This window comes from Arthrobacter alpinus, from assembly GCF_001294625.1.
Taxonomy (GTDB): domain Bacteria; phylum Actinomycetota; class Actinomycetes; order Actinomycetales; family Micrococcaceae; genus Specibacter; species Specibacter alpinus_A.
Window position 1 is genome coordinate 262,830 of sequence record NZ_CP012677.1, and the last position, 26,801, is coordinate 289,630.

The 26,801-nt window shown below is 59.1% G+C and carries 21 protein-coding genes; 8 read left to right on the forward strand and 13 right to left on the reverse strand.

What is annotated here, in order from left to right; genetic code table 11:
• Positions 1 to 35: 35 nt before the first annotated feature.
• Genes AOC05_RS01020 through AOC05_RS01030 form a run of 3 tightly spaced genes read right to left on the reverse strand, consistent with a single transcriptional unit; the run spans position 36 to position 4,634 of the window.
• On the reverse strand, positions 36 to 680 hold the full coding sequence (locus AOC05_RS01020; RefSeq protein WP_062004907.1) for an isochorismatase family protein: 645 nt from the start codon (positions 678 to 680) through the stop codon (positions 36 to 38).
• On the reverse strand, positions 680 to 2,551 hold the full coding sequence (locus AOC05_RS01025) for a hydantoinase B/oxoprolinase family protein (RefSeq protein ID WP_062004909.1): 1,872 nt from the start codon (positions 2,549 to 2,551) through the stop codon (positions 680 to 682). The genes AOC05_RS01020 and AOC05_RS01025 overlap by 1 nt, the downstream gene beginning before the upstream one ends.
• Positions 2,552 to 2,555: 4 nt before the next feature.
• Positions 2,556 to 4,634 carry a hydantoinase/oxoprolinase family protein gene (locus tag AOC05_RS01030; RefSeq protein ID WP_062004910.1) on the reverse strand — a complete coding sequence of 693 codons (2,079 nt, stop codon included), beginning with the start codon at positions 4,632 to 4,634 and terminating at the stop codon, positions 2,556 to 2,558.
• 358 nt (positions 4,635 to 4,992) lie between these two features.
• On the opposite strand from AOC05_RS01030, the gene AOC05_RS01035 reads away from it, so the two are divergent.
• The 4 genes from AOC05_RS01035 (at position 4,993) to leuD (ending at position 9,411) form a co-directional block, all read left to right on the forward strand.
• Positions 4,993 to 6,210 carry a CaiB/BaiF CoA transferase family protein gene (locus tag AOC05_RS01035; protein WP_062004913.1) on the forward strand — a complete coding sequence of 406 codons (1,218 nt, stop codon included), beginning with the start codon at positions 4,993 to 4,995 and terminating at the stop codon, positions 6,208 to 6,210.
• Positions 6,207 to 7,157, forward strand: coding sequence for a hydroxymethylglutaryl-CoA lyase (locus tag AOC05_RS01040; protein ID WP_062004915.1), 951 nt, complete (start codon positions 6,207 to 6,209; stop codon positions 7,155 to 7,157). The genes AOC05_RS01035 and AOC05_RS01040 overlap by 4 nt, the downstream gene beginning before the upstream one ends.
• Before the next feature lie 181 nt (positions 7,158 to 7,338).
• Positions 7,339 to 8,799: a 3-isopropylmalate dehydratase large subunit gene (leuC, locus tag AOC05_RS01045; RefSeq protein ID WP_062004916.1), complete on the forward strand. Its 1,461-nt coding sequence runs from the start codon at positions 7,339 to 7,341 to the stop codon at positions 8,797 to 8,799.
• A 12-nt stretch (positions 8,800 to 8,811) separates the two neighbouring features.
• Positions 8,812 to 9,411, forward strand: coding sequence for a 3-isopropylmalate dehydratase small subunit (gene leuD, locus AOC05_RS01050; protein WP_062004918.1), 600 nt, complete (start codon positions 8,812 to 8,814; stop codon positions 9,409 to 9,411).
• Between the two features lie 472 nt (positions 9,412 to 9,883).
• Here the strand turns inward: leuD and AOC05_RS01055 are convergent, their stop codons facing one another.
• Positions 9,884 to 10,684, reverse strand: coding sequence for an IS1595 family transposase (locus AOC05_RS01055; protein ID WP_231687159.1), 801 nt, complete (start codon positions 10,682 to 10,684; stop codon positions 9,884 to 9,886).
• A gap of 294 nt (positions 10,685 to 10,978) precedes the next feature.
• Positions 10,979 to 11,266: a hypothetical protein gene (locus AOC05_RS01060; protein WP_062004922.1), complete on the reverse strand. Its 288-nt coding sequence runs from the start codon at positions 11,264 to 11,266 to the stop codon at positions 10,979 to 10,981.
• Positions 11,267 to 11,873: 607 nt separating this feature from the next.
• Between AOC05_RS01060 and AOC05_RS01070 the strand changes: the two genes are divergently transcribed.
• Positions 11,874 to 12,056 carry a hypothetical protein gene (locus AOC05_RS01070; protein ID WP_154605010.1) on the forward strand — a complete coding sequence of 61 codons (183 nt, stop codon included), beginning with the start codon at positions 11,874 to 11,876 and terminating at the stop codon, positions 12,054 to 12,056.
• A 113-nt stretch (positions 12,057 to 12,169) separates the two neighbouring features.
• On the opposite strand, the gene AOC05_RS01075 is transcribed toward AOC05_RS01070, so the two are convergent.
• From AOC05_RS01075 to AOC05_RS01105, 7 genes are all read right to left on the reverse strand, one after another.
• On the reverse strand, positions 12,170 to 13,216 hold the full coding sequence (locus tag AOC05_RS01075) for an amidohydrolase family protein (protein WP_315899742.1): 1,047 nt from the start codon (positions 13,214 to 13,216) through the stop codon (positions 12,170 to 12,172).
• Position 13,217: 1 nt separating this feature from the next.
• Positions 13,218 to 14,156 (reverse strand): carbohydrate kinase family protein, encoded by a 939-nt coding sequence (locus AOC05_RS01080; RefSeq protein ID WP_062004929.1) that lies wholly within the window; start codon positions 14,154 to 14,156, stop codon positions 13,218 to 13,220.
• Positions 14,153 to 15,670, reverse strand: coding sequence for a lyase family protein (locus AOC05_RS01085; protein WP_197277875.1), 1,518 nt, complete (start codon positions 15,668 to 15,670; stop codon positions 14,153 to 14,155). The genes AOC05_RS01080 and AOC05_RS01085 overlap by 4 nt, the downstream gene beginning before the upstream one ends.
• Positions 15,627 to 17,450 carry an ABC transporter permease gene (locus AOC05_RS01090; RefSeq protein ID WP_082357662.1) on the reverse strand — a complete coding sequence of 608 codons (1,824 nt, stop codon included), beginning with the start codon at positions 17,448 to 17,450 and terminating at the stop codon, positions 15,627 to 15,629. The genes AOC05_RS01085 and AOC05_RS01090 overlap by 44 nt, the downstream gene beginning before the upstream one ends.
• A complete protein-coding gene (locus tag AOC05_RS01095) occupies positions 17,447 to 18,532 on the reverse strand; it encodes an ABC transporter ATP-binding protein (protein WP_062004931.1) in 1,086 nt (361 codons plus the stop codon). Before AOC05_RS01095 ends, AOC05_RS01090 begins: the two co-directional genes overlap by 4 nt.
• Positions 18,533 to 18,609: 77 nt before the next feature.
• Positions 18,610 to 19,680: an ABC transporter substrate-binding protein gene (locus tag AOC05_RS01100; RefSeq protein WP_062004933.1), complete on the reverse strand. Its 1,071-nt coding sequence runs from the start codon at positions 19,678 to 19,680 to the stop codon at positions 18,610 to 18,612.
• A gap of 62 nt (positions 19,681 to 19,742) precedes the next feature.
• Complete coding sequence (locus AOC05_RS01105; RefSeq protein ID WP_062004935.1) at positions 19,743 to 20,783, reverse strand: ROK family protein; 1,041 nt, start codon at positions 20,781 to 20,783, stop codon at positions 19,743 to 19,745.
• A gap of 607 nt (positions 20,784 to 21,390) precedes the next feature.
• Here AOC05_RS01105 and AOC05_RS01110 point away from each other — a divergent pair.
• Positions 21,391 to 22,647 (forward strand): phospholipase D-like domain-containing protein, encoded by a 1,257-nt coding sequence (locus AOC05_RS01110; RefSeq protein WP_062004938.1) that lies wholly within the window; start codon positions 21,391 to 21,393, stop codon positions 22,645 to 22,647.
• 1,328 nt (positions 22,648 to 23,975) lie between these two features.
• Here AOC05_RS01110 and AOC05_RS01115 read toward each other — a convergent pair.
• Positions 23,976 to 24,596 (reverse strand): TetR/AcrR family transcriptional regulator, encoded by a 621-nt coding sequence (locus AOC05_RS01115; RefSeq protein WP_062004940.1) that lies wholly within the window; start codon positions 24,594 to 24,596, stop codon positions 23,976 to 23,978.
• Positions 24,597 to 24,717: 121 nt separating this feature from the next.
• Here AOC05_RS01115 and AOC05_RS01120 point away from each other — a divergent pair, with 121 nt between their 5' ends.
• Both AOC05_RS01120 and AOC05_RS01125 read left to right on the forward strand, forming a co-directional pair.
• Positions 24,718 to 25,503: an SDR family oxidoreductase gene (locus AOC05_RS01120; RefSeq protein WP_062009178.1), complete on the forward strand. Its 786-nt coding sequence runs from the start codon at positions 24,718 to 24,720 to the stop codon at positions 25,501 to 25,503.
• The gene (locus tag AOC05_RS01125; RefSeq protein ID WP_157374866.1) at positions 25,500 to 26,753 is read left to right on the forward strand and encodes an acyl-CoA dehydrogenase family protein; all 1,254 of its coding nucleotides are present in this window, start codon (positions 25,500 to 25,502) and stop codon (positions 26,751 to 26,753) included. The genes AOC05_RS01120 and AOC05_RS01125 overlap by 4 nt, the downstream gene beginning before the upstream one ends.
• The last annotated feature ends 48 nt before the right edge of the window (positions 26,754 to 26,801 follow it).

The following is a 26,801-nucleotide window of genomic DNA, read 5'->3' on the forward strand; positions in this document are numbered from 1 at the left end:
CAGATCCAGTCTAACTCTGGCAACACCTGCACGGTTTATGCCGTGTGCCCTGGCTGGGGAGTCTTTCCGTTTTCGATGTAGGCGATGATACTTTGGCTGTCCATCACTTCAGCGTACTTGGCCTGAAGGTCGTATAGAGACGCTTCATGCACGCCATCATTGCGGTCCGCCACACCGTCGCTGACAACGAGGGGAATGAAGCCGTGTTGAATGGCATCCACAGCCGTGGCTCGGACGCAGCCGCTGGTACTGGTTCCTATAATGATGACGGTATTTATCCCCTGGGATCTAAGCGTGGAGCTAAGGCTCGTTCCGAAAAAGGCGCTGGCATATTGTTTTACTATCACGGTTTCTTCAGACAACGCCTCCACCTCGGGCATAAGCTGACCATGTATTGTCTCGCCGATGAGGGTTTTCAGTGCAGGGATCTTTTTGACGAAAACGCCGCCGTCCAGGGCGTTTGGACCATAACGGACGATGGTGTGTATTACCGGCACTGCTCGGCGTCTGGCTGCTGCGATGACTGCTGCCGCCACTCCCAAGCAGTCTGACGGGGGCAGGCACAAGGGGCTCTGCGGATCGAAGTAGGCCCGCATGAGATCTATCGAGATCACGGCCGGGCTGCTTCCGGGCGTCAGGGCTCCATTGAAGCCCTCGTTGAAGTCGTCCACGGCTGTCATTACACAGTCACGGGCGGCATCGGTGCCGGCAACCCGGTCTCTGCGAGGCAGTTCGCCAGCAGGGATTCCATATCACCACCACGGTTGAACAGGGGCAGCGGCTCAACACGGGTAGAGCGCAGCCGGGTCCGCAGCGCGTCCGTTGCACTGGAATCGAGTTCCCCATCTTCGTTGCACACCACACCGTTGCGCAGGGCGCCTTCGGGGGTGACGAGTCCTCGACGCACCTCCTTGCATACCAGCTCGGGATCCCGTTCCAGCGGATCTCCCCAGCCACCTCCACCCCAAGTCACGAAATGTAGGACGTCGTTTATCCCGACGGAGATGTCGTGCACTTTGCTGGGCAGAATCTCCTTGCTGCCGTCGGCCCGGTCGATCCATTTCTTACCTCGGTCCCCGGGTTCTCCGCCCTTGACTCCCCACGGATACGTCAACCAGCGGTCATCGTGGATCGCGATGGTGCCCGGCTCCAGGAAGCGGTAGGCGACGTCGACTCCGTTCCCACCGCGGTGCAGGCCCGCACCGCCGGAATCAGCGATGGTTTCCCAGCAGTCCACCACTAATGGGTAGTAGGATTCCAGATACTCACAGGGAATGTTGACAAAGGACGGCCATAGCGAGTGCCCGTCCGGGCCATCTCCCATGGGGCGACCGGGAATGCCGCCGAAGCCGATGGAATAGAGCTGGAACCACTCCCCTTTTCGTTCCCCACTACTATAGTTGCCGGAGTACATGAAATGGGGGGAAGAGGAGAAGCCGGCGGCGTTAAGCAGATCGGGGTTTGCCTGACCGAGCAGCCCGCCAAAGAGATCGAAGAGGCGGCCGATCCCGTGGTTTCTCCCATTCAGGGCAGCCGGGTATTGGGGCTTCCAGAACGAATTCTCGGGGATCTTTACATCCACCAGGGGATAGAAACCGTCATTCCAGAGAATTTGCGGGTCTGCCACCGTGATCATGTAGATGCCGAAGAACATGCGGATCAGATTCTCATTGATGTAGTAGTTGATGGGCCCCTGGGCCTGGGGGCTGCTGCCGGTGAGGTCAATCAGCACCTTCTCCCCGGTCCTGGTGATCGCCATCCTCAGCTCGTAGGGACCATGACCGCGGCCGTCGTCGTCAATGTAGTCGGTGAAGGAAAGTGTTTCCCCTTCCTTGAAGACCAGGGTAAGCAGGACTTTCATGGCCCGAAAGTTGCGGTCCAAGAGTGCGTTCAGTGCCGAGGTGTACACATCGACTCCAAAGCGTGCGCACATCTCCTGGACCCGTCGTGAAGCAGTTCGGCAGGCGGCGACGATGCCGTTGAGGTCAGCCCGGTTCCAGTCCGGTTTACGGACCTGGTTCAAAATGATCCCCAGCGACGTCTCGTCGCGTACGCCCTGCTTGTATAACTTGAACGGGGGAATGATGACGCCTTCTTCAAAGATGGTGCGGGCGTCTGTGGGCATGGAAGCCGGGGTTTTGCCGCCGACATCTGTCATGTGGCCAAATTGTGATGCCCAGCCGACGATTCGCCCTTCAAAGAAGATGGGCATGACCACCAGCCAGTCGTTGGCGTGACTGATGGCGGCTCCGCACGAATAGGGGTCTGATGTCATCAGCACATCGCCCTCTTCGATGGTGCCGCTGAAGTTTTCCAAGAAGTCCGGAATGGATAGACCAAACTGCCCGACAATCATTTTTCCGGCCGGGTCCGCGATCAACGGAAACTCGTCATGCTGTTCGCGGATTCCGGGGCTCAACGCAGTGCGAAAAAGGGTTTCATCCATTTCATAGCGGGCGCTGCGGAGTGCGTTTTCGATCAGGTCAAGGGTCACAACGTCCACGTCCACTGCATTGAGGGGTTGTGTGGCGGTTTCAATTAAAGTTGCCATGGAGTCAGTCCTTTGTGGTTTCGGAGTCTTCAGTGGGACGGATGAGCAGGCTGCCGTGCGGGTGAACTGTCGCTGCATGACCTGGCAACACCAGGGTAGTGGAGTCCATTTCGGTGATGACTGCGGGCCCGTTAACCACGTTCCCTGCCTTCAGTAGACCCCGATCGTAAATGACGGCCGGAACATAGTTCCCATCGACGAACAATGTGTGCTTGCTCAATTTCGCCGGGGACGGATCGGTGCCGCCTGCCTCGAGTGTTACTGAGGCTACTTCTGGCCGTGGGCCGCTGACAGTAGCGCGGGCGGTGACAAACTCGTGCTCATTGTCCAGCAAAAAGGCGAAGAGGCGCTCGTGCTCAGTATCAAACTGGGTGCGGAGATGGTTCAGGCCATCTCCGCTAAGGAAGGTGCTTATATCCATGGTGATGGGGATTTCGAATCCTTGACCGTGATACCTCATGTCCGCCGAATAGCTAACGGTCAAGTCGTTCTCGTCCAGACCGGCGGCCAGAAGCGATTCCCGGGCAGTCCTTTCGAGTTCTTTGAGGATGTCATAGACCAGTTGGTCGCTGAGTTCGCTAAATCGCTGGACCAGGGTTCGGGCGGATTCATCACGCAGGCTAGTGGTCGCGTCCCCGTAGGCGCACAGGACGCCCGGTGACGGCGGGATGATGACCGGCCAGGCGCCAGTCAGCTTCCCGAGAGCATTGGCGTGCAGTGGCCCCGCCCCTCCGAACGCCACCAAGGCGAAGTCGCGTGGATCAAATCCCTGTTGCGTCGATACCAGTTTAAGCGCGCCGTAAATGTTCTCGTTGACGATGTGCAGGATGCCTTCTGCGGCACCCTCAATCCCGTCCAGTCCGATCGCTTCGGCGATGGTCTTCACGGCAGTTCCGGCAGCCTCAACGTCTAGGCCAATTTCTCCACCCGCTAGTTGGGGCAACAGATAGCCAAGGACCACGTTCGCGTCTGTAACGGTTGGTTCCATCCCGCCGCGGTCGTAGGAAGCAGGCCCGGGTGAGGCACCGGCTGATTGGGGCCCCACTCGCAGGGCCTGGGTCAGCGGGGGAACATGCGCTATGGAACCGCCACCGGCACCCACTGTTCTAACATCTACCGAGGTGGCGCGCACTGTGAGGTCACCGACAGTGGTTTCGCGCCCGATTCGCGGTGTCAAATTCTGGACAAGTGCCACGTCAGTGGACGTGCCTCCCATGTCAAAAGTCAACAAGTCGGAGAATCCCGCTTGTTCGGCGGCCCAGACGGCACCGGTCACGCCGCCGGCGGGTCCGGAAAGCAACAAGGACACAGGATTGTTCGCGGCTACTTTCCCGGAGACCAAGCCTCCGTCGCTGCGCAGGATGGACAACTGGGCATCGATCCCGGCCTCACCGAGCTTGTTCTCGAGATTGCCGACATAACGGGATACCTGACCTTGAACATAAGCGTTCGCGACGGTGGTGATGGTGCGTTCGTACTCACGGAGTTCGGGAAGAACCACGGAGGAGCGCGAGACGGGGATCCCGGGGAGTTCTTCAGCGGCGATCTGGGCAATGCGCGCCTCGTGGTCCCCATAAGCGTAGGAGTTGATCAGGCTGATGCTGAGCGCCTCGATGCCTTTCTTCTTGAGCTTGCGGAGCTGAGTCCTGACGTCCTCTTCGTTGAGGGGAGTGAGGACTTCGCCGTTGGTGCTCACTCGTTCAATGACCTCAACGGTGTCTTCGAGGTCGGCCAGCGGCTCAGGCTTGGGCCAAATGATCCATCCGGCCAGTCCGCCGGGAACAAACGATCGAGCGATTTGCAGCACCTGACGGAATCCCTTGGTGGTTACCAGACCAACGCGGGCCCCTTTTTTCTCTAGGATGGCGTTGGTGGCCACGGTTGTACCATGGAGGACTTCACGCACGTAGGATAGTGGAATGTTGGCGGCGGCGCAGACCTGTTCAATGCCGTGAAGGACGCCTATGGATTGATCCTCGGGCGTGGATGAGGTTTTGAAGCGGTGAGTTTCCCCAGTCTCCTCGTTGATTAGCAGAATGTCTGTAAAGGTGCCGCCGACATCTACACCTAGTCGAAATGCCATCAGTTCTCCTCTATATCTGTCTCTGCTCAATGCTGCGCGCTGGTGCGCCGCTGAGCTGGGCTGTAATGCAAAACGACGCCCATGCCATGCAGGGCCGACTGTGCGAACCACTTCCTCAGGTCCGGTGTCCCGTTGGAAAAATCCGCAGTGGACTGCTGTAACGCAGCTCACATAACTCAAGTTCAGGGTAAAGTCATAAAGATCAACTGTCAACCCGATTGCATACTATTTTGCCGAAATATTAAGGATTTACTTGACTAGCGACCATAATCCTGCAAAGTTGTATACATCTTTGCTGTTCACATTCAACCGTTGAACAACTTCCCCATCACCAAAGCCGTTTCCCGGGAGGGCTGCCATGACCACCACCATTGAAGCGAAATCTGACTCAGGACCACTGTCGGGCCTCCGCGTTATCGAGATGGGCCAGTTGCTTGCAGGGCCCTTCTGCGGGCAAATGCTCGGCGACATGGGAGCGGATGTTGTCAAAATTGAAGATCCGACCAAGGGCGATCCGCTTCGGCAATGGGGCCGGCAACTACCTGAGGGCCAGTCCCTCTGGTGGTCGATCGTGGGACGCAACAAACGTTCAGTTACCTTGAACCTGCGTGAACCCGAGGCGCAGGATATTGCACGAAAGCTGCTATCCACGGCCGACGTTCTTATCGAGAACTTCCGTCCAGGCACCATGGAGCGGTGGGGCATGAGCTACGAGGCTCTGGCGAAATTGAATCCGAAACTCATAATGGTGAGAGTTTCCGGGTTCGGTCAGGATGGCCCCTACTCCCAGCGAGCGGGGTACGGCGCCATCGGCGAGGCCATGGGTGGCCTCAGGTATGTGGTGGGTGATCCTTCGATGCCGCCATCGCGCGTTGGAATCTCAATCGGGGACACCCTCGCGGCACTGTTCGCGACGATAGGGGCGTTGGCGGCCGTCCGCGAACGTGGGTCCAGCGGGCGGGGCCAGATCGTGGACTCCTCCATTTATGAGTCCGTTCTTGGAGTGATGGAATCACTGGTGCCGGAATGGCAAGTATCCGGGTACCAGCGGGAACGCACCGGCGCAATTCTCCCCAACGTCGCCCCCAGCAACGTCTACCCCACCAAAGACGGCAAATGGGTGCTCATCGCCGCCAACCAAGATACGGTGTTCGGGAGGCTGGCTGTTGCTATCAACCAGCCTGAACTGGCCGCCGATCCGCGCTATGCAACGCACGGTGCCCGCGGAGAACGTCAGGAGGAACTGGACGGGATCATCGGTGAATTTACATCCACGCAGCTGGCCCAGGACCTAGAAGTCTTGTTGGAGAAGCATGGAGTCCCTGCAGGTAAGATCTTCCGGCCTGTGGACATGCTCACCGATCCACAGTATTTGGCTCGAGAATCCATCATTTCCGTGGACCACCCCGTCTTGGGTCCTGTCTCAATGCAAAACGTCTTCCCGAAGCTAAGCCGTACCGCGGGCACCGTCCGGTGGCCGGGCCCGGCATTGGGGCAGCACACCGCGGAGGTTCTCTCCGGGATCGGGATCACGGATTCTGATTTGTCGACACTGCGAGCTAGGGGCCTTGCATGAGCCTTCCACAGCTGCCGTCTTCCATTCGGCTGGTTGAAGTTGGTCTGCGCGACGGACTCCAATCGGTTGTTGAGCCAGTGCCCACCGGGGACAAGGTGGAACTGGTTCATATGCTGATCGATGCTGGAGTGAGGGAGATAGAGGCCGTCTCTTTTGCCCATCCCAGAGTATTGCCACAACTAGCGGATGCTAGTGAAGTCATGGCTGCGGTACCGCGTCCCCCCGGCGTTGTGTACAGGGGGTTGGCTCCCAATCTCCGCGGCGCACAGCGTGCTGCGGAATGCGGATTAGACGAGCTCGTCGTCGTCGTCTCAGCAGACAACCAGGTCAGCATGCGCAACCAAGGTATGAGCATAGATGAGGTCCTGGCGGACTTGGTTAAAATTGGTGAATTGACGCAGTCCGTCGGCACGCGTCTGGTTGTTGCCGTCGCTTGTGCATTCTTTGCGCCGGCCCGTGGACCTGTCAGCAGGGAAGAGCGGCTCCGCGTGGTGGAAGCTGCCATTGATGCAGGTGCCAGCGGTGTGTACCTCGCCGCTACCTCAGGTGAGGAACATCCTGGTGAAATGTACGATGGCGTCGCACAAGTGTGCCGGGACTATGCCGAGTTGGACGTGGGTGTGCATCTTCACAACCGCAACGGCTTCGCTCCGGCCAACGCTCTTGCTTCCATGATGGCTGGCGCCACTTGGCTAGAGGGATCCTTCGGGGGGCTAGGGGGGGATATGTGGTTCCCTGGAGATCCCGCCGTCTTGGGCAATGCGGCATTGGAGGATCTGATCCACCTGTGCGACGGACTTGGGATCGCAACCGGGATTGACCTTGCGAAGTACATGAAGGTCTCGGACCGGATCGCTCAACTTACCGGGCGCCCGTCGGCATCCTTCGTTTCGCGAGGGGGTACCCGCCACGACTTAGCCACGGCCCGTTGGCCGGCAAATATTTGAATGTCACCACCAAAGCAACGGTGTGTTGGAATCGAAATGGCTGGCACTTCACCGTGCAGAGGCATCCGAATAAGGCAGGTGAAGGAGCGTAAATCATTGTGCGCCGGAACCCCCTGTTGTTGCCAGTGATGGCTTCCGCAGCATAACAAATACGCCCATTGAGAGCAGTGAAAGGACGGTCATGGCGAAGACGCTGGCTGAAAAAGTTTGGCGTGATCACGTCGTCCGCCAGGGCGAGGGTGACGGCGATGCCGCACAGCCGGACCTTTTGTATATTGACCTTCACCTCGTGCACGAAGTCAGCTCGCCCCAGGCCTTCGAGGGTTTGCGGCTGGCCGGTCGGCCATTGCGCCGCCCGGATCTGACCATTGCCACGGAGGATCACAACACCCCCACGCTGGACATCTTCAAGCCGATCGCGGACCTTACCTCCCGCACCCAGATCCAGACGCTGCGCAACAATTGTGCCGAATTCGGTGTGCGCCTGCACTCGCTGGGCGACGCCGAACAGGGCATCGTGCATGTGGTGGGCCCGCAGCTGGGCCTGACCCAGCCGGGTATGACGGTGGTTTGTGGAGACTCGCACACTTCAACGCACGGTGCAGTGGGCGCCCTCGCTTTTGGTATTGGCACCTCCGAGGTGGAGCACGTCATGGCCACCCAGACACTGCCGCTGAAGCCGTTCAAAACCATGGCCATCAACGTCGAGGGCACGCTGCGCCCCGGCGTGACCTCCAAGGACGTCATCTTGGCCATCATCGCCCAGATCGGCACCGGTGGTGGCCAGGGCTACGTGCTCGAATACCGTGGATCGGCCATCCGTGCACTGTCCATGGACGCCCGCATGACCGTGTGCAACATGTCCATCGAGGCGGGCGCCCGTGCTGGGATGATCGCCCCGGACGAGATCACCTTTGCTTACCTCAAGGGCCGCGCTCATGCACCGGTGGGTGCGGACTGGGATGATGCCGTTGAGTACTGGAAGTCCCTGACAACAGAGGACGACGCCGAATTCGACGCCGAGGTGTTCCTAGACGCAAACACCCTGGAGCCCTTCGTCACCTGGGGCACCAACCCGGGGCAGGGCGTCTCCCTGAACGACGCCGTTCCGTTCCCGGAGGACTTCGGCGACGAAAACGCCAAGGCCGCCGCCGAACGGGCACTGGCCTACATGGACCTCGAAGCAGGCACCCCCATGAAGGACATCCGTGTCGACACGGTTTTCCTGGGCTCTTGCACCAACTCCCGCATCGAGGACCTGCGCGCCGCCGCGGACATCATCCGCGGCCGCGAAAAGGACCCCAACATCCGCATGCTGGTGGTGCCCGGATCCGCCCGCGTCCGCCTGGAAGCCGAAGCCGAGGGCCTGGACAAGGTGTTCGTCGACTTTGGTGCCGAGTGGCGTTTTGCCGGTTGCTCCATGTGCCTGGGTATGAACCCTGACCAACTGGAACCGGGGGAGCGTTGCGCCTCGACGTCCAACCGCAACTTTGAAGGCCGCCAGGGCAAGGGCGGGCGCACCCACCTGGTCTCACCCGTCGTCGCAGCCGCCACGGCTGTTCGCGGCACCCTCAGCTCGCCGTCGGACCTCTTGCCGGTGGTCGAGCCTGTCGAGACCACATCCGCCCAGACCGTAGCGTAAGGAGCTCACACCATGGACAAGTTCTCCACCCACACCGGTATTGGTGTCCCGCTGCGCCAAAGCAACGTTGATACCGACCAGATCATCCCGGCCGTGTACCTCAAGCGGATCACCCGTACCGGCTTCGAGGACGCCCTGTTCTCCAGCTGGCGCAAAAACCCCGAATTCATCCTCAACCAGGAGCCGTACAGCGCTGGCTCCGTGCTGGTGGCAGGCGCCGACTTCGGAACCGGTTCCTCCCGCGAGCATGCTGTTTGGGCGCTGAAAGACTACGGCTTCAAGGCCGTGCTCTCCTCACGCTTTGCCGACATTTTCCGCGGCAACTCGGGCAAACAAGGCTTGGTGGCCGCCGAGGTGGCCCAGGACGACATTGAGCTGATCTGGAAAGTCCTGGAGAACGCTCCGGGGACGGAGGTCACTGTGGACCTGGTGGCCAAAATGGTCACGGCGGGCACTGTTGTGGCCCCGTTCCAGATTGACGACTACACCCGCTGGCGCATCCTGGAAGGCCTGGATGACATTGGCCTGACGCTGCGCGACGAACCGGCCATCACCGCGTTCGAGGCCACGCGTCCGACCTACAAGCCCACCACGCTGCCGGCGAAAAGCTAGGTCTGTGGGGCGGTATTGGCTTGGAGATAGGGCTGTTCTGCGGCGGATTTGCCGGTTCTGCTTGGATCATTGTCGGGTATTAGCGCGGGATACTGGCTCGTTCCGCTCGATGAATTCAGATGCTGACTGTGTCCTCGGATAGAGGTATGAGTTCGTCTTTTCTTAGTTTCTGTATTTCGCTAGATCGCTGTGCTGGTGTGGAAATTGTGGAAACTGGCTATCCCTGTAACTGCCGTGATTATGCGGTTCGTGGGACTCGCCAGGGACGTTCGGGTGGTGTTCCGGCGAGGGTGCGTGGCAGCGCGTGGGGTGTCGGCGGCGGGACAGGGGTTTCCGTCGACTTGCGGTGGGTGATGGCCAGATTCGTAGAGGTGGTGGGTGGGCCGGCTACGGCTGACTCGAGCAGTCGGAAGAACAGCAGGCCCCTCGTGTGTGAGTTACGTCGGTTGAAGCGGAACACTAACTCGTCCAGCTACCCCCGGAGACGCTCGGGCAGCACGCTGCCTTGGTAGGTGCCCTCAAGGACCCGTTTCGTCAGCGAGAACAAGAGGTGTACCCCCGGCAGAGACGGGTGCGCGGGCTGGCTCGAGGCTTTGACATTGTGCACCTCAATGGCGGCCGCTGCTCGTGGGTAAGGGGGGCCACCCATCCGTGATGAGTGTCGCCCCGGGGACACGTGGGCTCGGATGAAATCGGACCGGCTGGCCGATGAAGCATCGGCGATGATCTGTAGTCTGGCCCGGCCAAATCCTTCGCCCCGGCGCTCAATCGTGCCGGCCACGAGCGTCTTGCCTGCCGCACCGCGTCCGAAGGTGCCGGGGCTGCTCCCGCCGATGAAGGTCTCATCCATTTCGACCCGCCCACTGAGACTGTCACGCCCGGACTGGCTCATCACCGATCGTAGTTTATGCGTCATCGTCCAAGCACTCTGGTAGCTGCCAAGCTCCGTCACCCGTTGCAGGGTCAGCGCCGACACCCCCTGCTTCGACGCCATCATCAGCCACGCCGCTTCAAACCAGACGGTCAACGGTGTGTGCGTGCGGTGGAATACCGTTCCCGCACCAACGCTAACCCAGCGTCCACAGCCAGCACACCGATGCATGCCCGGCACAACACCCCAATCGCCGACGTCCGCACACCATGGGCAAACGAACCCATCCGGCCAACGCAGCCAGTCCAGATAGTCAACACAGTCCGCGTCCGACCGGAACCAGGCCCGCAGCTCGGGCAGCGACCCAGGAAAATCCCGGCCCTCCAATGGCGAATCCATCATGAACGACACAATACGCGCAGCCCCAGACATCACGGCAGTTACATAGATAGCCAGTTTCTGGAATTTGAGGAGGCTGTGGCAGCCAGCAAGCAGGCCGCATTCTCGTCCTTGTTTCTCCAGCCCGCGTGGCAGGAGATGGTTGCCTTGGCGGGTGCTTATTTGCTCGAAGACTGGTTCCACGATGGCTTTGCGGCGGGCGTAGATTTGTGTTGCCTTTCTTCTTTTTCAACTTCCAGCCCATTCGTTCGCCCAGGGTCGAGTTGGACGGGTCCTGCCCCCCAAGCGATTCCGGGATCAGGTGTTGAGTTTCATGCGTCGGGTGGAGATAAGAAACTCGGTGGAATGGGCTGCTTCAACAGCCTTCACATGCTCAAGATTCGCTGCTGAACAATGGCATGTATCGGCACTATACATCTTGGGCATTGTCCCTATCGTTTCCACAATGTGTTCGATCATGAGAATTAGCTGCCGGATATCGGTGGGTTTGCTGTTCAACGTGGTCGCGATGATGACCTGGTAGTCAGCTGCTATAACGGCTTGGCCGTTGTAGCAGTAATGGTAGGAACCATCCGCGGTCTTCATGATCCGCGCATGCGGGTCGGCGGAGTTCCGCTGCGAAGTGGGCTTACGCTCGGCCGTCTGAGCAGCTGCCTCACCCCCGAGTTGATGTAACTACCGTTACACTTACGCGACTTCTCCTCAGCCAATACCTTTTGCTTGGCAGTGAGTCGGTCGTATGACATGGCCTCGTGTGGTGAGGCGTTCGCCCGGATCTTCGTCCTATCCAAAGCGATCTTGCCCACGGACGCCATCCCGGCCGCTTGGCACAATTGCAAGGCTTCCAGGAACTCGTTCCCCAACGCGGCCAAGTGTCGTTCACGGAATCTGCTAATCGTGCGGAGGTCCGGGGCGGTTCATATTGAGGCACCACGTACATACGGGAGGCAACTTCCCTCGTCTTTGCTATGTTTCAGGAGGGTATCCCTGCCTACCTCTGGAGACAAGAGAGCCATTCAAACCACTCAAAGGAGCCACGAGCGGTATCGGATCCCGGCAGAATACCTTGCCTGTGTCTGGTCTTGAACTGCTGGCTGAGAAAAGCCAATTACCACCAAGGAATCATGAATGAAAGATCTGGGCCGTCGTGATCCCCGCAGTGGCCGCGCTTTCATTTTGTTTGGGCTTGGCAATGAACAGAGTCTTGCTGGATGTTGCAGCTTCATTGCTGCTGCTCATCGCCAGCGATGCCGTTATTGCCCTCGGCATCAGGGACCACCGGCGGGGTGAAAACATGGACAACACCCTTGAGGCTGTTGCTCCCATGCTGGGTGTTCGAAGGCTGTCGCGGGCCCTGCCGCGAGTGAGCCTTTAGAAGTGCGGTTGGGTGGGAGGAGCCCTTGGGGGAGGGGTCAGGCATGGTCAAAGCCTTTCCACGACTATCCAATCGAGAGGTGCAGGAGTCAAGCAAGGCCGGTACGAAAAACCTCAACACCCAGGGGGCTTGGTATCCGCTGGCCGCCAGTTGTCGATCTTGAGAAGGCTCGCCGCGTTACCACCGAATATCTGTTGGACGTCCTCCTCAGGCATGCCCATTTCCCAGCAAATTCTCAACTGGTCGCTCAGGTAGCGGCGGGCGAAGCCTCTGGGGAACCAGGAGGAGTCCGATCCAAAGACAATTCGTTCCGGACCCATGGTTTCGTAGAAACGGCGAAACAAATCCTCCAGGGTGAGCTGTTGGGCCATGTATCTGACCCATTGGTTTGATCCAGAGGTATCCACAATGACGTTGGGGCATGCCCACATTAGGAAAAGCACTTCCTGAACGTGCTGAATGCCAAAGTGGGGGATGACAAATGTGACGTCCGGAAAACGTTTGGCCGTCCGCTCAAGCGAGGCTGGATTGCTGAACGCGTTGTGGGCAATGCCGCCGGCCGAACCACAGTGGCCGAAATGAATCAGCACCGGAACCTTATATCGGGCGGCAACGTCCCAGACGGGATCGCCTGCCTCGTCGTCCATGCGTGCGGAAGCCAAGGGTGCAAAGAGCTTCAGTCCGCGTAGCCCACCCTGGGCGACGCCGTCCTCGAATGTCTTGGCGGCACCCGGCGCAAAAGGATCGGTCATGGCTGCCATGCCAAGGAATCTGCCCGCTCCACGCTCCATCAAGGCAGTCATGGACTCGTCTCCGCCAGCAGTGACAAAAGCCGCGTACTCAATTCCATTTGTATCCAACTCTGACTTCCACCGATCTGCTTCGGCTTCCCAACCAGCGTCGGTGGAGAGGGGTTCGGGATCGGCGAAATCCCAGCTGCGCCGCCACTTCGCAGACGTCTGTGCCACGGCTTTCGCGCGGCTTGCCTGACCGGCGTCGAACCCGTCGCAAGCATCCCTGCCTGTGGCCGAGTCCGTGCCGAATTGACCACCTGACAATGCCCGAGTGAGAGGATCGTGGGGCATACGAAAATGCAGGTGGAAGTCAACGATCGATATGCCCTGAACAGTCGGGCGCCCATTTATCATTGCATTGTCCATCTCAGTGCTGCACCGCCGCTGCAGGGATTCTACACAGTGCTACATCAGCCCGTTCGTCAGGAACTGTCGAGACCATCTTGGTGGCGTACTCGACGGCGGCGGACAAGGCGTGTGCCGTAGCCGCACCCCGATCCAAGGAGACTAAGAACGCGGCATTGAACCCGTCACCTGCCCCCGTTGAATCGATCACCTGTACCGGCGCGGCCCTGTGCTCAAACCATTCCCCAAGCGGGGTGGCCACGCCGGCACCCCGGGCCCCCATTTTCACCACAACCAAGGTGTCTGTGGACATTGCAAGCTCGCGGGCCGCCCGTTCAGTATTGGCGTGTCCAGCCAAACCGTGAAGCTCATCGGCGTTTGGGAGGAAAATATCTACTTCCTTCATCGCCAGAAGCACTTCCGTGCGGGTTTCCGCCGTCCATCCTTGTGGCGGCCATCCGGTATCTAACACTGTTTGTGCCCCTGCGGCTTTCGCACGCCGGAACAGCTCTAACAGTGCAGGACCCTGCATGCCCGGCAAGAGAAAATAGCCAGCCAAAGCGAGAAATGACGATTCCAGCATTTGGTCTGTAATGTCCGAGGGGCACATGGCTGCCATGGGCCCCAAAGAGGATAGGAAGGCCCTGTCTCGGCCGGGAGCTTCCACTGCAACGGTCATTCCGCTCGCCGTTCCAGCGGTTCGCAACAGGTGCGACTCCAGACGGGGCCGGTCAAGCTCCGCCTCCAAGATCAATAGGGACGAATCGTCGCCCACCCGCGAAACTAGTTGCGTTGTTAGTTCAAGCCCGGCGCACCGCACAGCAAGGTTTCCTGCAGAGCCGCCTAACCGGATGCTAATGGAGGGGACAACTGTTTCAGTTCCCGGTGCTGGAAGCTCACGGGTGTCTGCGACGATAATGTCGAGGTTGGTGTTTCCGACGACGGTAATTCCAGCCTTCACCAGTGACCGTCCTGGACCGCGGCGCGGGCAGTGTGAAGCAGCCCGTCTCGGGTCTCCTCCAACAACGTCAGGCGTTCGCGAACTTTCCGCCCTAGTGCCGATGCACGATCCTGCGATGCTGCGGCGTTCTCGCGCACGGCAGCAATACCAGGGCTTCCGATCTGGTGGCGTTGCAGGATCAGCTCGGGCTGCTGTCCGGCGCTGAGCGTCATCTCCACCAGCCCTGCTGTTGCCTTCTGGCCGGCATTCTCGAAAGCTGCGCAGACGTCGTCGCCGGTCCAGTCAGCGGGGGCATGCTGACGCACCAGCTGACCCACAATGTCGTGGGCTGCACGCCACGGGATGCCATGGGCAGCCAAAGCCTCAGCCACGGCGGTGGTCGTGGTACCCAGGGCCACGATTTCTGCGGGATCCGGCAGTTGCCCTATTTCCAGATCCAGCAACAGGCCATCGAGCATACGCATGAATCGAACGACACGGTCCCCGGCACGCCACAGGTGCTTTTGCACATCTGTGGTGGCATTGTTCGAGTCTTCATACCAAGCCGAACCGATGTTGGCGTAGCTTGCGGCCATATCAGCGGCAGTAGCGCCCGCCATGGACACCATGTGCTCCAAAACCACGGGGTTTTTCTTCTGCGGCATGATCGATGACCCCTGTGTGTAAGGGGTGGGTGTCTGAACCCATTTGAATGTCATCCATTCCAGAAGTACCCGAGAAAAGCGGGCTCCGGTGGCTGTAATCCGAGCCTGGACAGCAGCCAAACGCATGAAGTGTTCGGCACCGGCCACAGCCTCGTAGCTGGAGGTGAAGCTGGAATCGAAGCCCGTCAGTCTGCCTACGAGATCGGAATCGATGGGCAAGTCTGTGCCGGTGAAGGCTGCGGATCCCAAGGGGGAAACGTTCAGTTCGGCGTAGATGCTGAGCATTTCCGTGGCTTGGCTGAGCATTGCCTCGGACAGGCCTGCCAGCACGTGACCGATGGTGGTGGGCTGAGCCGGACGGCGGTGGGTGAAACCGATGATGAGGCTTTCGGCATGCACGTCAGCCTGGGCGGCGGCGTCGGCAGCACATTGGATCACCAATGCTGTTTGTTCCAGAAGCTGACGGCGAAGCACCATCCGGAACACCCCGGCGTCGAGGTCGTTGCGGCTACGCGCAAGCTGCACATCAAGTTCCGACGTGGGAATGCCACATTCATGCGCCAATTGCTGTTCAAGGAAGTAGTACGGGTCCTCGACGCTGCCATCGAAGTGAAACTCCTGCTCACCATCCTGGGTCTTTTTCCATAGCGCCAACAAACCCTGCAGCAATAGCTTCCCCCGGCTCTGGGGCAAGATGTTCTGGTGCGTGAGCATGTACACGTGCGCCAGGCTGGCCTCGACCATAGCTGGGTAGATGTGCGGCGCAGCTTCCTCGAAAGCGACTCTGAGGTGGTTGTCCCAATAGATGGACAGTTCGGGGCGGTCCTTAAGCTCTGGACGTGGCATTGGCTGGTTCTGGGGCGTGCTCATGTGTGTCACCGTTTTCTTGGTTTTGCTGGAGTGCGGGGGAGAGGGCCGGCGTCATTGACAGGGAGGGGCCCATGGGCTTGAAATTGCGTACTTTCTTGATCCGTCGCGGAGTCTCCAGCCGTTGGGAAATGATCAAGACGATTAGAATGAGCAGCATTTGCAGGGTTCCGTAGGCGGCCGCTGTGCCGAATTCATTGGAGTAGATCCTGTTGTAGATCTCCACTGATAGTGGCGCGTAGCGGGCCGGGTAGATCACTACCGAGGCCACATATTCCCCGAATCCTTGGATGAAGGCCATCAGCGCGCCAGCCATGATGCCCCTAGACATCAGTGGCACAGTTACTGTCCGCAATGCCTGCCAAGGCCCTGCGCCCAAACTGCGTGCGGCTTCTTCTACAGAAGGGTCAATTTGCGCCAGTGAGGCGCTCGCAGACCGGAAAACGAGCGGCAGGAACCTCACGAAGTAGGCCGCCGGTAGGATCCACAGTGAGCCGATGAGCACCTGGCCAAAGTTAAACGGAGTAGGGGTGGCGAAGGCTGTCACAATATTCACACCGATGACGGTGCCAGGTAGGGCCCAGGGCAGCATGACCATGATATCGAGCATGGCTTTGCCTGGGCCTTTCCACCGAGTGACAACCCATGCTGCAAGGACACCGAAAACAACACAGCCGAGCATGGCTATGAACGCCATCTGCGCGCTGACCATGATGGGACGCAAGGTCGACGGGTCGGTGAAGAGGCGGGTGAAATTCTCGAGGGTGTATTCGGGCGGGAGGATCTGGATGGTCCATGATCCATCAACGGTGAATGACAACAAGGCGATGGTCGCCGCAGGAGCCATAAGGAATAAAACCAATAGCAAGGAACCAACTCCGGCGGCTACTTTCGGGACCATGCCGTGGAGGACCTTAACAGTTTGCGGTGTTCCCTTGGAGGAACCGCGGTGGATACGCCGATTTTCATACCAGCGCATAGCCAACAGGAACAAAATAGAGACCACTGAGAGGGCTACCGCTTGGGCGGCTGCAACATCGTAGGCGCCGCTGGTGCGGGAAGCGACGATCTGCATGGTCAACGTCTGGACGTTGTAGAACTGTGGAGCCGTGAATGAAGCCATGGAGACCATGAACGTCAACAGCGCGCCAGAAACTAAAGCCGGGGTGAGCATGGGCAGCAAAACAGTGCGCCACATGCGGAAACGACTGGCACCCAAGTTCAGTGCGGCCTCCTCCATCGAGGCGTCGGATCCGGCAAGAGCTGAGGTGACTGCGAGGTAGAAGTAGGGGTACATCGTCATGGTGTGGACTAGGAGCACTCCCCAAATGCCGTTGACGGAAAAATCCGCTGCGTCCACGCCGAAATAGCGGGCAAGGAAACGCGGTACGATGCCACTTTCGGCATACAGAAAGTAGAAGGAGATGGCACCGATGAGGGGCGGCAGCGCCATGGGCAGCAGTGCAAACAGACGCAGAACTTTCCGCCCAGGGAAGTCGAATCGTGAAAGTAGAACCGCCAGTCCCGTTCCTAGCAATCCAGTGGTCAGAACCGAAACCAGTGAAATGGTGATGGAGAGAATCAACGCATTTTTGGAGGCTCCCTCAAGGAATCCTGCGTAGGCGCTGCCGCCTCCCTCGGCGCTGGTGGTGGCCGTTGCGAGCATGGGAACCACGATGTACACCAACAGCACAAGAACCAGCGGCGCCGCAAGGATATAAACGAAACGGTCCGACGAGGTCAGGGAAGATCTCCGGCGGGGAACCGCCGTCGGACCGGTCATGGTTGGACCATCCATACGCGATCTTGATCCGGCTGCATGGACACCAGATCCCCTGGTTCTGCCCGATTGAAAGAATCTGGAGCGGAAACCACAATCTTCATGCCCTGCCATGCGATCTCATACACGTTGACTGCGCCAGTGAATTCGGAGGTGAGGACTCTGCCGGTGAAATTTCCGGGTTCTTCTCGACCTTCGATGACACTGAGGCGGATGGATTCAGGCCGGAGGGAAACTGCCGCTTCCTCGCCAACAACAACCCCGGCCGAATACGTGCCATCAATGCGTGGTGCGTTCAAGATGGTGCCGTCAGCAAGTTTGATACTGACGGTGGTTTTTTCGTGGCCAAGCACGGTACAGGGCAGCACGTTCGAGCGGCCAATGAAACGCGCCACGAATGAGGTGGCTGGCTGGCTGTAGACCTCGCGGGGAGATGCAACTTGGTGGAGCTTTCCTTCGTTCAGGACGGCCACCCTGTCACTCATAGCCATGGCTTCGGCTTGGTCATGAGTGACGTACAAGCACGTGGTGCCGGCGGCCTGTTGGGTGGATCTGATCTCTGCGCGAGTTTCTTCACGGAGCTTCGCGTCCAAGTTGGACAGAGGCTCATCCAGAAGCAGTGCTTTGGGGCTGATGACGAGTGCACGAGCAAGTGCAACTCGCTGTTGTTGACCGCCGGAGAGCCGATCGATGCGACGGTCGCCAAATTCTTCAAGTCCTACTTGAGCAAGTGCTTGGTCGATTCGTCGCTTTTTATCCGGTTTGGTTACCTTGCGCATATTCAACCCGTAGGCCACGTTGCCACGGACGGTCATATGAGGAAACAATGCGTAGTTTTGAAACACCATGCCCGTGTCCCGCTTATTGGGGGCCATGTTGGTGACGTCTTTGCCATCGAAGTGGATACTTCCACTGGTGGGCTGAATGAAGCCGGCAACCATGCGCAACGTGGTGGACTTGCCGCATCCGGACGGTCCCAAAAGCGTGAAAAGCTCTCCGTCTTCGATGGTGAGGGTTAGGTCGGAGACTGAGGGCTTGGCTCCGGAGTACGTTTTGGTGATTCCGTTGAGGTAGACGCGTGTCATGGTGTGCTCCACAGGGGGTCTGGTCGGGTACTGACAGGGGCGGGCCGTGATGTCCCGCCCCTTAGCGTTAGCTGGTACTAGCCTTGGTTCTTAATGTTCTCTGCCCAGTACTTGCTCCACTCGGGCTCGTTCTTGTTCACACGATCCCAGTTCACATCCATTTCCTTTAGGTCCAGGTCAGCCAACCATGAGGGCTCAGATGCCAAGGAGATCGTCGGGATTTGGAAGTACTTCTCGGCAAGCTTGCTCTGCTCGTCCTGGCCAACCAAGAAGGTAAGGAAGGCATCCGCGCCGGCTGAGGAAGGGCCGCCCTTGATCTTGGCTACGCCGTCAATCAACATCGGAGCACCTGAAGTGGGCACCACTGGAGTGAAGGGAGCCTTCTGCTTTTCGATCTGCAACATGATGTCTTGAAGGTTCCAGGCTGTGGCCGCAGCCTCCTGACGAGTGATGCGCAGGTACAGATCGGTGGGGTTGGCGGCGTAGACCTTGGTGTTGGCATCAAGCTTACGCAGCCAGTCGTAGCCTGCCTCCGCACTTCCGGCGCCGTCGTACTTCCTGTCGATCATGGATGCATAAATGCTGCGCATGGTTCCGGAGGCGAGGACGTCGCGGATAGCGATTTTGTCCTTCATCTCTGGAGCGATCAGATCATCCCAGTCCTTCGGCGCCTGCTCGGCGGTCATCATGTCATGGTTGTAGAAAATAACTTCAGCAAGTTTCATTTCACCGACCCAGAGACCATTAGGGTCACGCTGCGCGGCGGGCACAGCGTCGATGACATCCTGGGGCGCGGGGGAGAAGACGCCTTCAGTAGCGCCCTGCTGCATTTGCTGCTGAGTGCCACCCCACCAGATATCGCCCTGCGGGTTCGCTTTCTCGGCCTTGACACGCTCCAAGGCTTCCTGCGCGCCCAGGGTTAGTAGCTGCACTTTGCCAGCATATTTAGGGTTAGCTTTTTCAAAATCGGCCACTACTTCCGTAGCTAGGCCTTTATCGCGTGCGGTGTAGATAGTCAGTGAGCCAGATTCCTTGGAGCCGGCATCGTCGCCGGAGGCTGAGGTTGAGTCGAGACCGCAGCCTGTCATGCCCAGGCTAAGTGCGAGCCCGCCGGCAAGCAACATGAATCGCAGTGGATTTTTCGTCATTGATATCTCCTAGTGATTTTTGTCAGGTAGTTGGTTGGAAAATGAAAAAAGTGGTGTTCTGATTAGCTCGCAGCTTCGGTAAACAAGGTTTCAGGTGCCTTCAGAACTTTGGCAATGGCACCGTGCAGGATCCCGGTACTGCCAAGTTCCGCGAAGACGACGTCGGCGGAGGAGGGTGCGGATCGCTGCACCATTTCACGCAGTTCATCACGGGCAGTTTCGCCCAAGTGCACGGCGTGACCGGAAAAGATGACACGGGAGGGGTTGACGATGCAGACGCACACGATGGCGGCAAAGGCCCAGGCTTGGAGTACTTCAGCAAGTAGCTCGGCGGCTTGTGGTTGCGAAGATTGGCACAGGGATCCAATGACGTCTTCGCTGGGCAAGCGTAGACCGTTTTGGGCGCCCAGCTTTTGGATTCCCTGGGCGTTCCAGCGGGTTTCATAATCGCCGTGTTCCCCTTGCGGCTTGGCTTGCAGACTTTGCGGCAGGAAACCAATTTCCCCTGCAGAGCGGCTGGCCCCTTCGAGGACCTCGCCGTTGGCAATGATGGTTGCACCGATACCGTCATCCACGTGGATCAACACCAAGTTATCCACGCCGTTTCCTGCGCCAGAGCAACGTTCACCTAAAGCGATCAGGTTGACATCATTTTCCACGGTTGTGGGTAGTCCCGTTTTGGCCTCAAGTTCTTCAGCCAGACGGAGGTGGGCCATCGGACCAAACGCAGGGGCCAAGGCAAGGGAACCGTCGCTGGTCACCACACCCGGGAGGGCAATGACGATGTGGACAGGTCGGATTTGAGCCCGTCCATGCACTTCGGTGACTGATGTGGCAATGCTTTCCACCGGGTGTGTCGGATCAAAATCATGTTCCTGGAAATCCAGCCGCAGGCCGTCGAGGTCGACCAATGAGCACCAGACCCGTGAAGCGGAAAATCCAACGACTGCCACAGTCACGGAGGAGCGGTTGAGCTCAAACAAAGTCCTGCGGCGTCCTCCGGTGGATTCCTGCTGGCCCAGTTCCCGGAGGTAGCCGGCATCACTAAGGTCCTGCACAATGCCTGTCACAGTTGAGGGGCTGTAGCCGGTCAACTGTGCCAAATCGGTCCTAGCCAAGGGGCCTGACGACAGCAAAGTGCTGAAGATTGCTCCAACACGGATCCGACGCAGGGCATTTCGTCCTGTGGGAGCCGAGGGCTGTGATTTAAGTAACATACTTACTTTATACTTTGAATAAAGTAAGAATGCAAGTGGCGTTCGCCACATTTCCCGGGGCTCGAGTTCGATTGTCGGCTAAAGGAATCCCCGGGGCATTTGGCAGCTCGGGGACGTCGGAATCGCTCACCGTGAATTTCAGCGGTTGCGCCCGGGCTTTAAGTCATGGCTGCAGTTGGTCAACCGGGAGGCTTTATCAACAGGCTGTCAGAGAGTGCACTTTCCTCAATACTCCACCGCCCGCCAACTCTTTGGGTATCAAAGCGGACGTCGTGAATGAGCGTGAGCAACCTTTCTGGGTGGACTCCCAAGCCTTTCGCTGGGCCATGTTTATCAAGGACTCCTTACGGCAGCTGTCCACATACGGCCGATTCGTTGCGAAACCCGTAGTTACCTGATGCGAAACATCGGTATCTCGCGGTTGCGCACAACCGCTGAGGCGTGTCCTTGGGGATTCGCAATGATGGTCCAACTTGGGCTATAGACTCTGCAAATGAACGAATCGTTGCCGGAGCCCGTAGTTGACGTCATCCGAAAGACCGTGGGCCGCTCGCTGTTGGCGTTCGCCGCAGTTCAGGGTGCAGTGATCGGGGGCCTTGTCGTCCTAGACATGGTCAAAAAGAAGGGTCGGAGCAAGCGCAAGGGCTTCCCTCACCCGGGCATTTTTGACAGGACAGTCGCTGATACTGATATTACGACCTACACCTTTGGCGCGGACCTGTACCGTGACATGCTCCAAGCTATCCACGAAGCAAAAGACTGCATCCTGATAGAAACTTACATCTGGAAAAATGATGAAACCGGTCAACAGTTCAAGAACGCCATCAACGATGCGGCTGGGCGTGGCGTCAAGGTTTTCATCATTTACGACGGATTCGCGAACCTGGTTGTGCCGTCCTCTTTCTTCCAGTTCCATCCGGACATCCGCGTCCACCGCTTCCCCGTGCTGCGCACCTCGATGCTCACTCAAACCCTGCGCAGCACCGGACTGGACCACCGCAAGCTCCTGATCGTGGATGGACAGATTGGTTTCGTGGGCGGCTACAACATCGGGTCCCTGTACGCCACGGAATGGCGAGACACGCATCTGCGGCTGGTGGGCCCGTCCGTCTGGGATCTGCGCCAGGCGTTCGTGAACGTCTGGAACGAAAACGCGTCCGGAACCACACCTGAAGTTCCCCACACCACACCGGAGGTTTGGGAACCGCGGATCCGTGCGGTCAACAACATTCCGGCAAACCTTGTCTACCCGATCCGCGGCGTCTACCTGGACGCAATCACCCGCGCCACCCATCACATTTATGTCACCATGGCCTACTTCATCCCGGACCAGCAAATCCTGCGGGCATTGCAGGCTGCCAGCAGGCGAGGCGTTGACGTGCGCATTATTCTTCCTAGGGATTCAAACCACGTCCTCTCCGACTGGCTCTCCCGCGGGTTTTACCGCTCCCTACTCGAGGACGGGGTGACCATACTCCTCTACCGTGACGCGATGATTCACGCCAAAACGGCCACCATAGACGGGAGCTGGTCAACGGTGGGCAGCGCCAATATCGATAGGCTGAGCCTAACTGGGAACTATGAAATCAATCTCGAAATTCACGATGAAGGTTTCGCCTCAGATATGCAGAAGATATTCGAATTCGACAGCCGGAACTGCGAGGAACTGACGATCGCGGAATGGCAGCAGCGTTCGCCGCTTGCCCGGTTCAGCGAAACCGTCCTGATTCCTCTCCGGCCCCTCCTCTAGGCACCGACTCATGGCCGCTGGGCTGATCGCTTTGGTCCTATACTCATCCAGTAATTGTGGATCTTCCGGCGTCGTATCTTTGGCTGAGGACGCCTAAGTCCCACCCTGATATTTCAGAGTGGGACTTAGGCAAATAACGGATAGATTGTGCGTCTAGACCTTGTTTCGTACCTGGCGCAGGACTGCCATCACAGCGCCTACGACCAAGAGGATGATTCCGATCCAAAGTAGAAATGCTGCAGCCTTCACTGCAATGCCGAGGACGAGAAGTACGATTCCAACAATGATAAGTGCCAATACGATTCCCATTTCCCCAACGTACATCCATGGCTAATCAGAGGCAAGCAGAACCTGAGAATAGTTTTTATGAAAATACTTTCGAAACTCGGATGGCTGGCAAGCTGTGTTCTTCGCATGTTCGGGTGTCGCCGGCCGGGCGTGGACGAGTCTGAATAGTCCGGAGGCATTCGGGGGTTGACAATGACCGCCGTGGCTCGACCCATAGCAATGATAGCAATGAGTAGGGCTTGCCCTCCGGGCAGAGAGCAGGGTCCGGGTGGTGTGACCGGTGGGGGATGAGGAGTTGGCCGGGCATCGCATGGCGATACTTTAGTCATTGTGGGTGACGATGCTGCCTCCGCGGTCCAGGGTTCGTTGGTGGCGTCATCGTGACGGCGAGACCCGCCGTTCCGACCGGAGCGCTGCGTTATCCCAGACGGTGTCCTCAAGCTGGTTTTGTTGGTTCAGCCAGTGGCCGCCGGCTTGCCCGTTCTTGGCCGCTGCCGTTTCCGCACGAAGTGGCCCCTTCCCACCGGCGGCCATGGTAAACAATAGTCATTGGCATGAGTGTTTGGCAGAGAAGCAGGAGCGGGCGCGATAATGATCGTGAACAGCACCGAGCGGGACGAGGCGGCCTTACGGGCAGGGAAAATACCTTGCCCGGCGGGCTGTTCGAACCGGCTGCGCCGTCACGGGCACGACCGCACTGGCGGCCAAGGCTGCCGGGCCGGCTCGTACAACTTCCACCATCGACACTCAGGAATCAGCTTCCACACACCAGCAAACGGCCACTGTGGACTGGTCGGGGAAGTCGCTGCGCAACGCTCCGAAACACTCGCCGCAGCACGGGGAAAACACCCCAACCGCTTCAACAAAACCCCGACCCTAAAATTCTTGACCTAACCGGGCCCGCCTGGATCAACCAACCCAAGGAAACACTGAAAAACTAGCCGCCTAACTCCCGCTGGTACCGACCGACTTGAAAAATTCCGCCACCAATGTCAGCAGTGAGCAGGGCTGCGGGTTGATCCAGCGCTAAAGATCCTGCGCTAAACGAGCCCGACAAGTCGTTGCGCGTACCGGACGTAGTCGTTGGCAATGGAACCCGGGGAGAGTGGACCTGCCGTGCTGAACCACTGCGAGATGCCGGTGCACATGGTGATCAGTGCACGCGCAAGCTGGGAAGCGTCGGCCACATCGAAGGCGCCCCGTGTGGCCCCGAGCCGCAGAATGTCGATGAGCAGGTACTCCTGTCGGTCTCGCGCGGCGATGCTTCGCGCCTGCGCCTCCGGCTCCAGGCTGCGCAGCTCGGTCGAGGCGAGGAACGCCAGTTCCCTCCTGTGAGCGTGAAATAGGGCCAGGCACTGGATGTGCAGCCCCAATTGGAGCACGACGTCGTCGCCGGCCTCGGCATGCGCAGCCAGGCTCCGCCGCCAAAGATCATCCATGGCGAGGTCCATGATGGCCACGATGATCGCGTGCTTTGAAGCGAAGTGGTAGTAGAGCCCCGGCAATGACAACCCTGCGGCTCGTGCAAGGGTGCGGGTGCTTGTGCCGTGGTAACCATGTGCCACAAACGTCTTTACTGCGCAGCGCAGCAGCGGCGGCAACGAGTCCTGCTCAAAGTTACGCCAATCCATCTCGCCCATCGGCTCCGTGTCGACCTCCATTGCTGCCCTCCAGGTCTGCCGGATCAAATCCAGTCATGCGTCATGTGCTTGACACGCTGGGTGTGCCCGTCCAAAATGAGTTTACCGAACGATCGCTCAGTACCGAGGATAACGGATGCACATGAATCATGACAATGAAGTCAATGCTCGCCGCCTGACAGGCAAGACCGCCCTGGTTACCGGCGCCAGCCGCGGAATCGGGCTCGCCATCGCCCAGCGGCTGGTCGCCGAGGGTGCCCGGGTCGCCATTACGGCCCGCAAGGCCGATCCTCTCGCCGCGGCCGCTGCGTCCTTTCCCGCCGGAAGCGTGATCTTCGTGGCTGGCAAAAGTGATGACCCAGTTCATCGTGCCGAGGTTCTGAGCACCATAGCCGACGAATTCGGTGGGCTTGACATCCTCGTCAACAACGCGGGGATCAACCCGGTGTACGGGCCCTTGATGGGTTTGGATCTGGATGGCGCCCGCAAAATGATCGAGGTGAATGTGCTCGGCACACTGGCTTGGATTCAAGGCGCGTACCGCCATGAACGCCTAGACTTCGCAGCGCGCAAAGGCTCGGTAATTAACATTGCTTCAGTGACCGGCTACACGCCCGCCGAAGGAATTGGAATGTACGGCATTACGAAGGCCGCCATCATCCACCTCACACGCACACTCGCCGTCGAGCTTGGTCCCGACATTCGCATCAATGCTGTTGCTCCGGCCGTCGTGAAGACCCAGTTTGCCCGCGCACTGTATGAAGGAAAGGAAAAGGATGTGGAAGCTGCTTACCCGCTCGGCCGCCTTGGCACCCCTGAGGACATCGCCGGTGCCGTCGCCTATTTCGCGTCACATGACTCCTCCTGGGTGACGGGCCAGACGTTGACCCTCGACGGCGGACTGCTCGCGGCCGGGGGCACAGCGTGAGCGAGCTGCCTGCAGAGTTTGAGGACCTGCGCCTGCGTACCCGCGCATTCATCCGCACCGTCGTGGTCCCCGCCGAGCCCGCCCCCGGCGTCCGCCTCGGCGAAGAACTGCGCGCCACACTGATGGCCGCCGCCAAGGAGGCTGGCGTCTTCGCACCACATGTTCCGCGTGAATACGGTGGTCAGGGCGTGCCGATCGAGCACTGGTCGGCCATCTTCCAGGAAGCTGGCTACTCGCCGATCGGTGCGAGCGTACTGAACTGTATGGCGCCCGATGAGGGCAATATGCACATGCTCAATCTCATCGCCACTGAGGAGCAGAAGCGGCGTTACCTGGCGCCCCTCGCGGCAGGGGAGATACGTTCGTGTTTCGCCATGACCGAGCCACACCCCGGGGCCGGATCCGACCCGGCCGCCTTGCTGACCGAGGCGGTGCGTGTCAAGGGTGGTTGGTTGATAAACGGCCACAAGCGCTTCATCAGTGGTGCGGAGCTGGCCGGCTTCGTCATCGTCATGGCGCAGAACGCTGCCAGCGACGGTGTGCCGGCTGGGGCGACCATGCTGCTGGTGGACATGGATCATCCCGGTGTCAGGATTGGCGCGCAAATCCAAGCCATTGACCGAGCCATCGCAGGAGGGCACCCGCATGTGCACTTCGAGGACTGCTTTGTCACCGATGACGCCGTACTGGGTGCCCCGGGCGAGGGTTTCCGCTACGCCCAGATACGGTTGGGGCCAGCGCGCCTCACACACTGCATGCGTTGGCTGGGACTGGCTCGCCGTTCGCTGGACATTGTGCTCGACCGCACAAACGAACGTGAGATCTTCGGGCATCGGATGGCGGAGCTTGGCATCGCACAGGACATGCTCGCCCTTTCGGTGATTGACATCGAGACATCCGATGCGATCATCACCAAGACCGCGGCACTGCTGGAGACCGATCCGAAGGCCGGATCTGCCTTGTCCTCGATTGCCAAGGTGCACTGTTCCGAGGCGATCTTTCGGGTCATTGACCGTGCGATTCAGCTTTGTGGCGGTGATGGCGTCACCGACAACCTGCCGCTGGCAGCGTTTATGAACGAGGTGCGTCCGTTCCGTATCTACGACGGCTCGAACGAGACGCACAAATGGGCGATCTCCCGCCGGGCATCCTCGCGGCGACGCAAGGAAGTCGCTGCCGGAGCAGCGCGCATGGACATTTTCGACGCGGACACGGCCTGTGTGAAAAGTGCTGGCGGGGCTCACCGATGATTTCGACGCCGGACGGGGTAGAGGTTGTCGCAACGCGCGCGGAGGCAG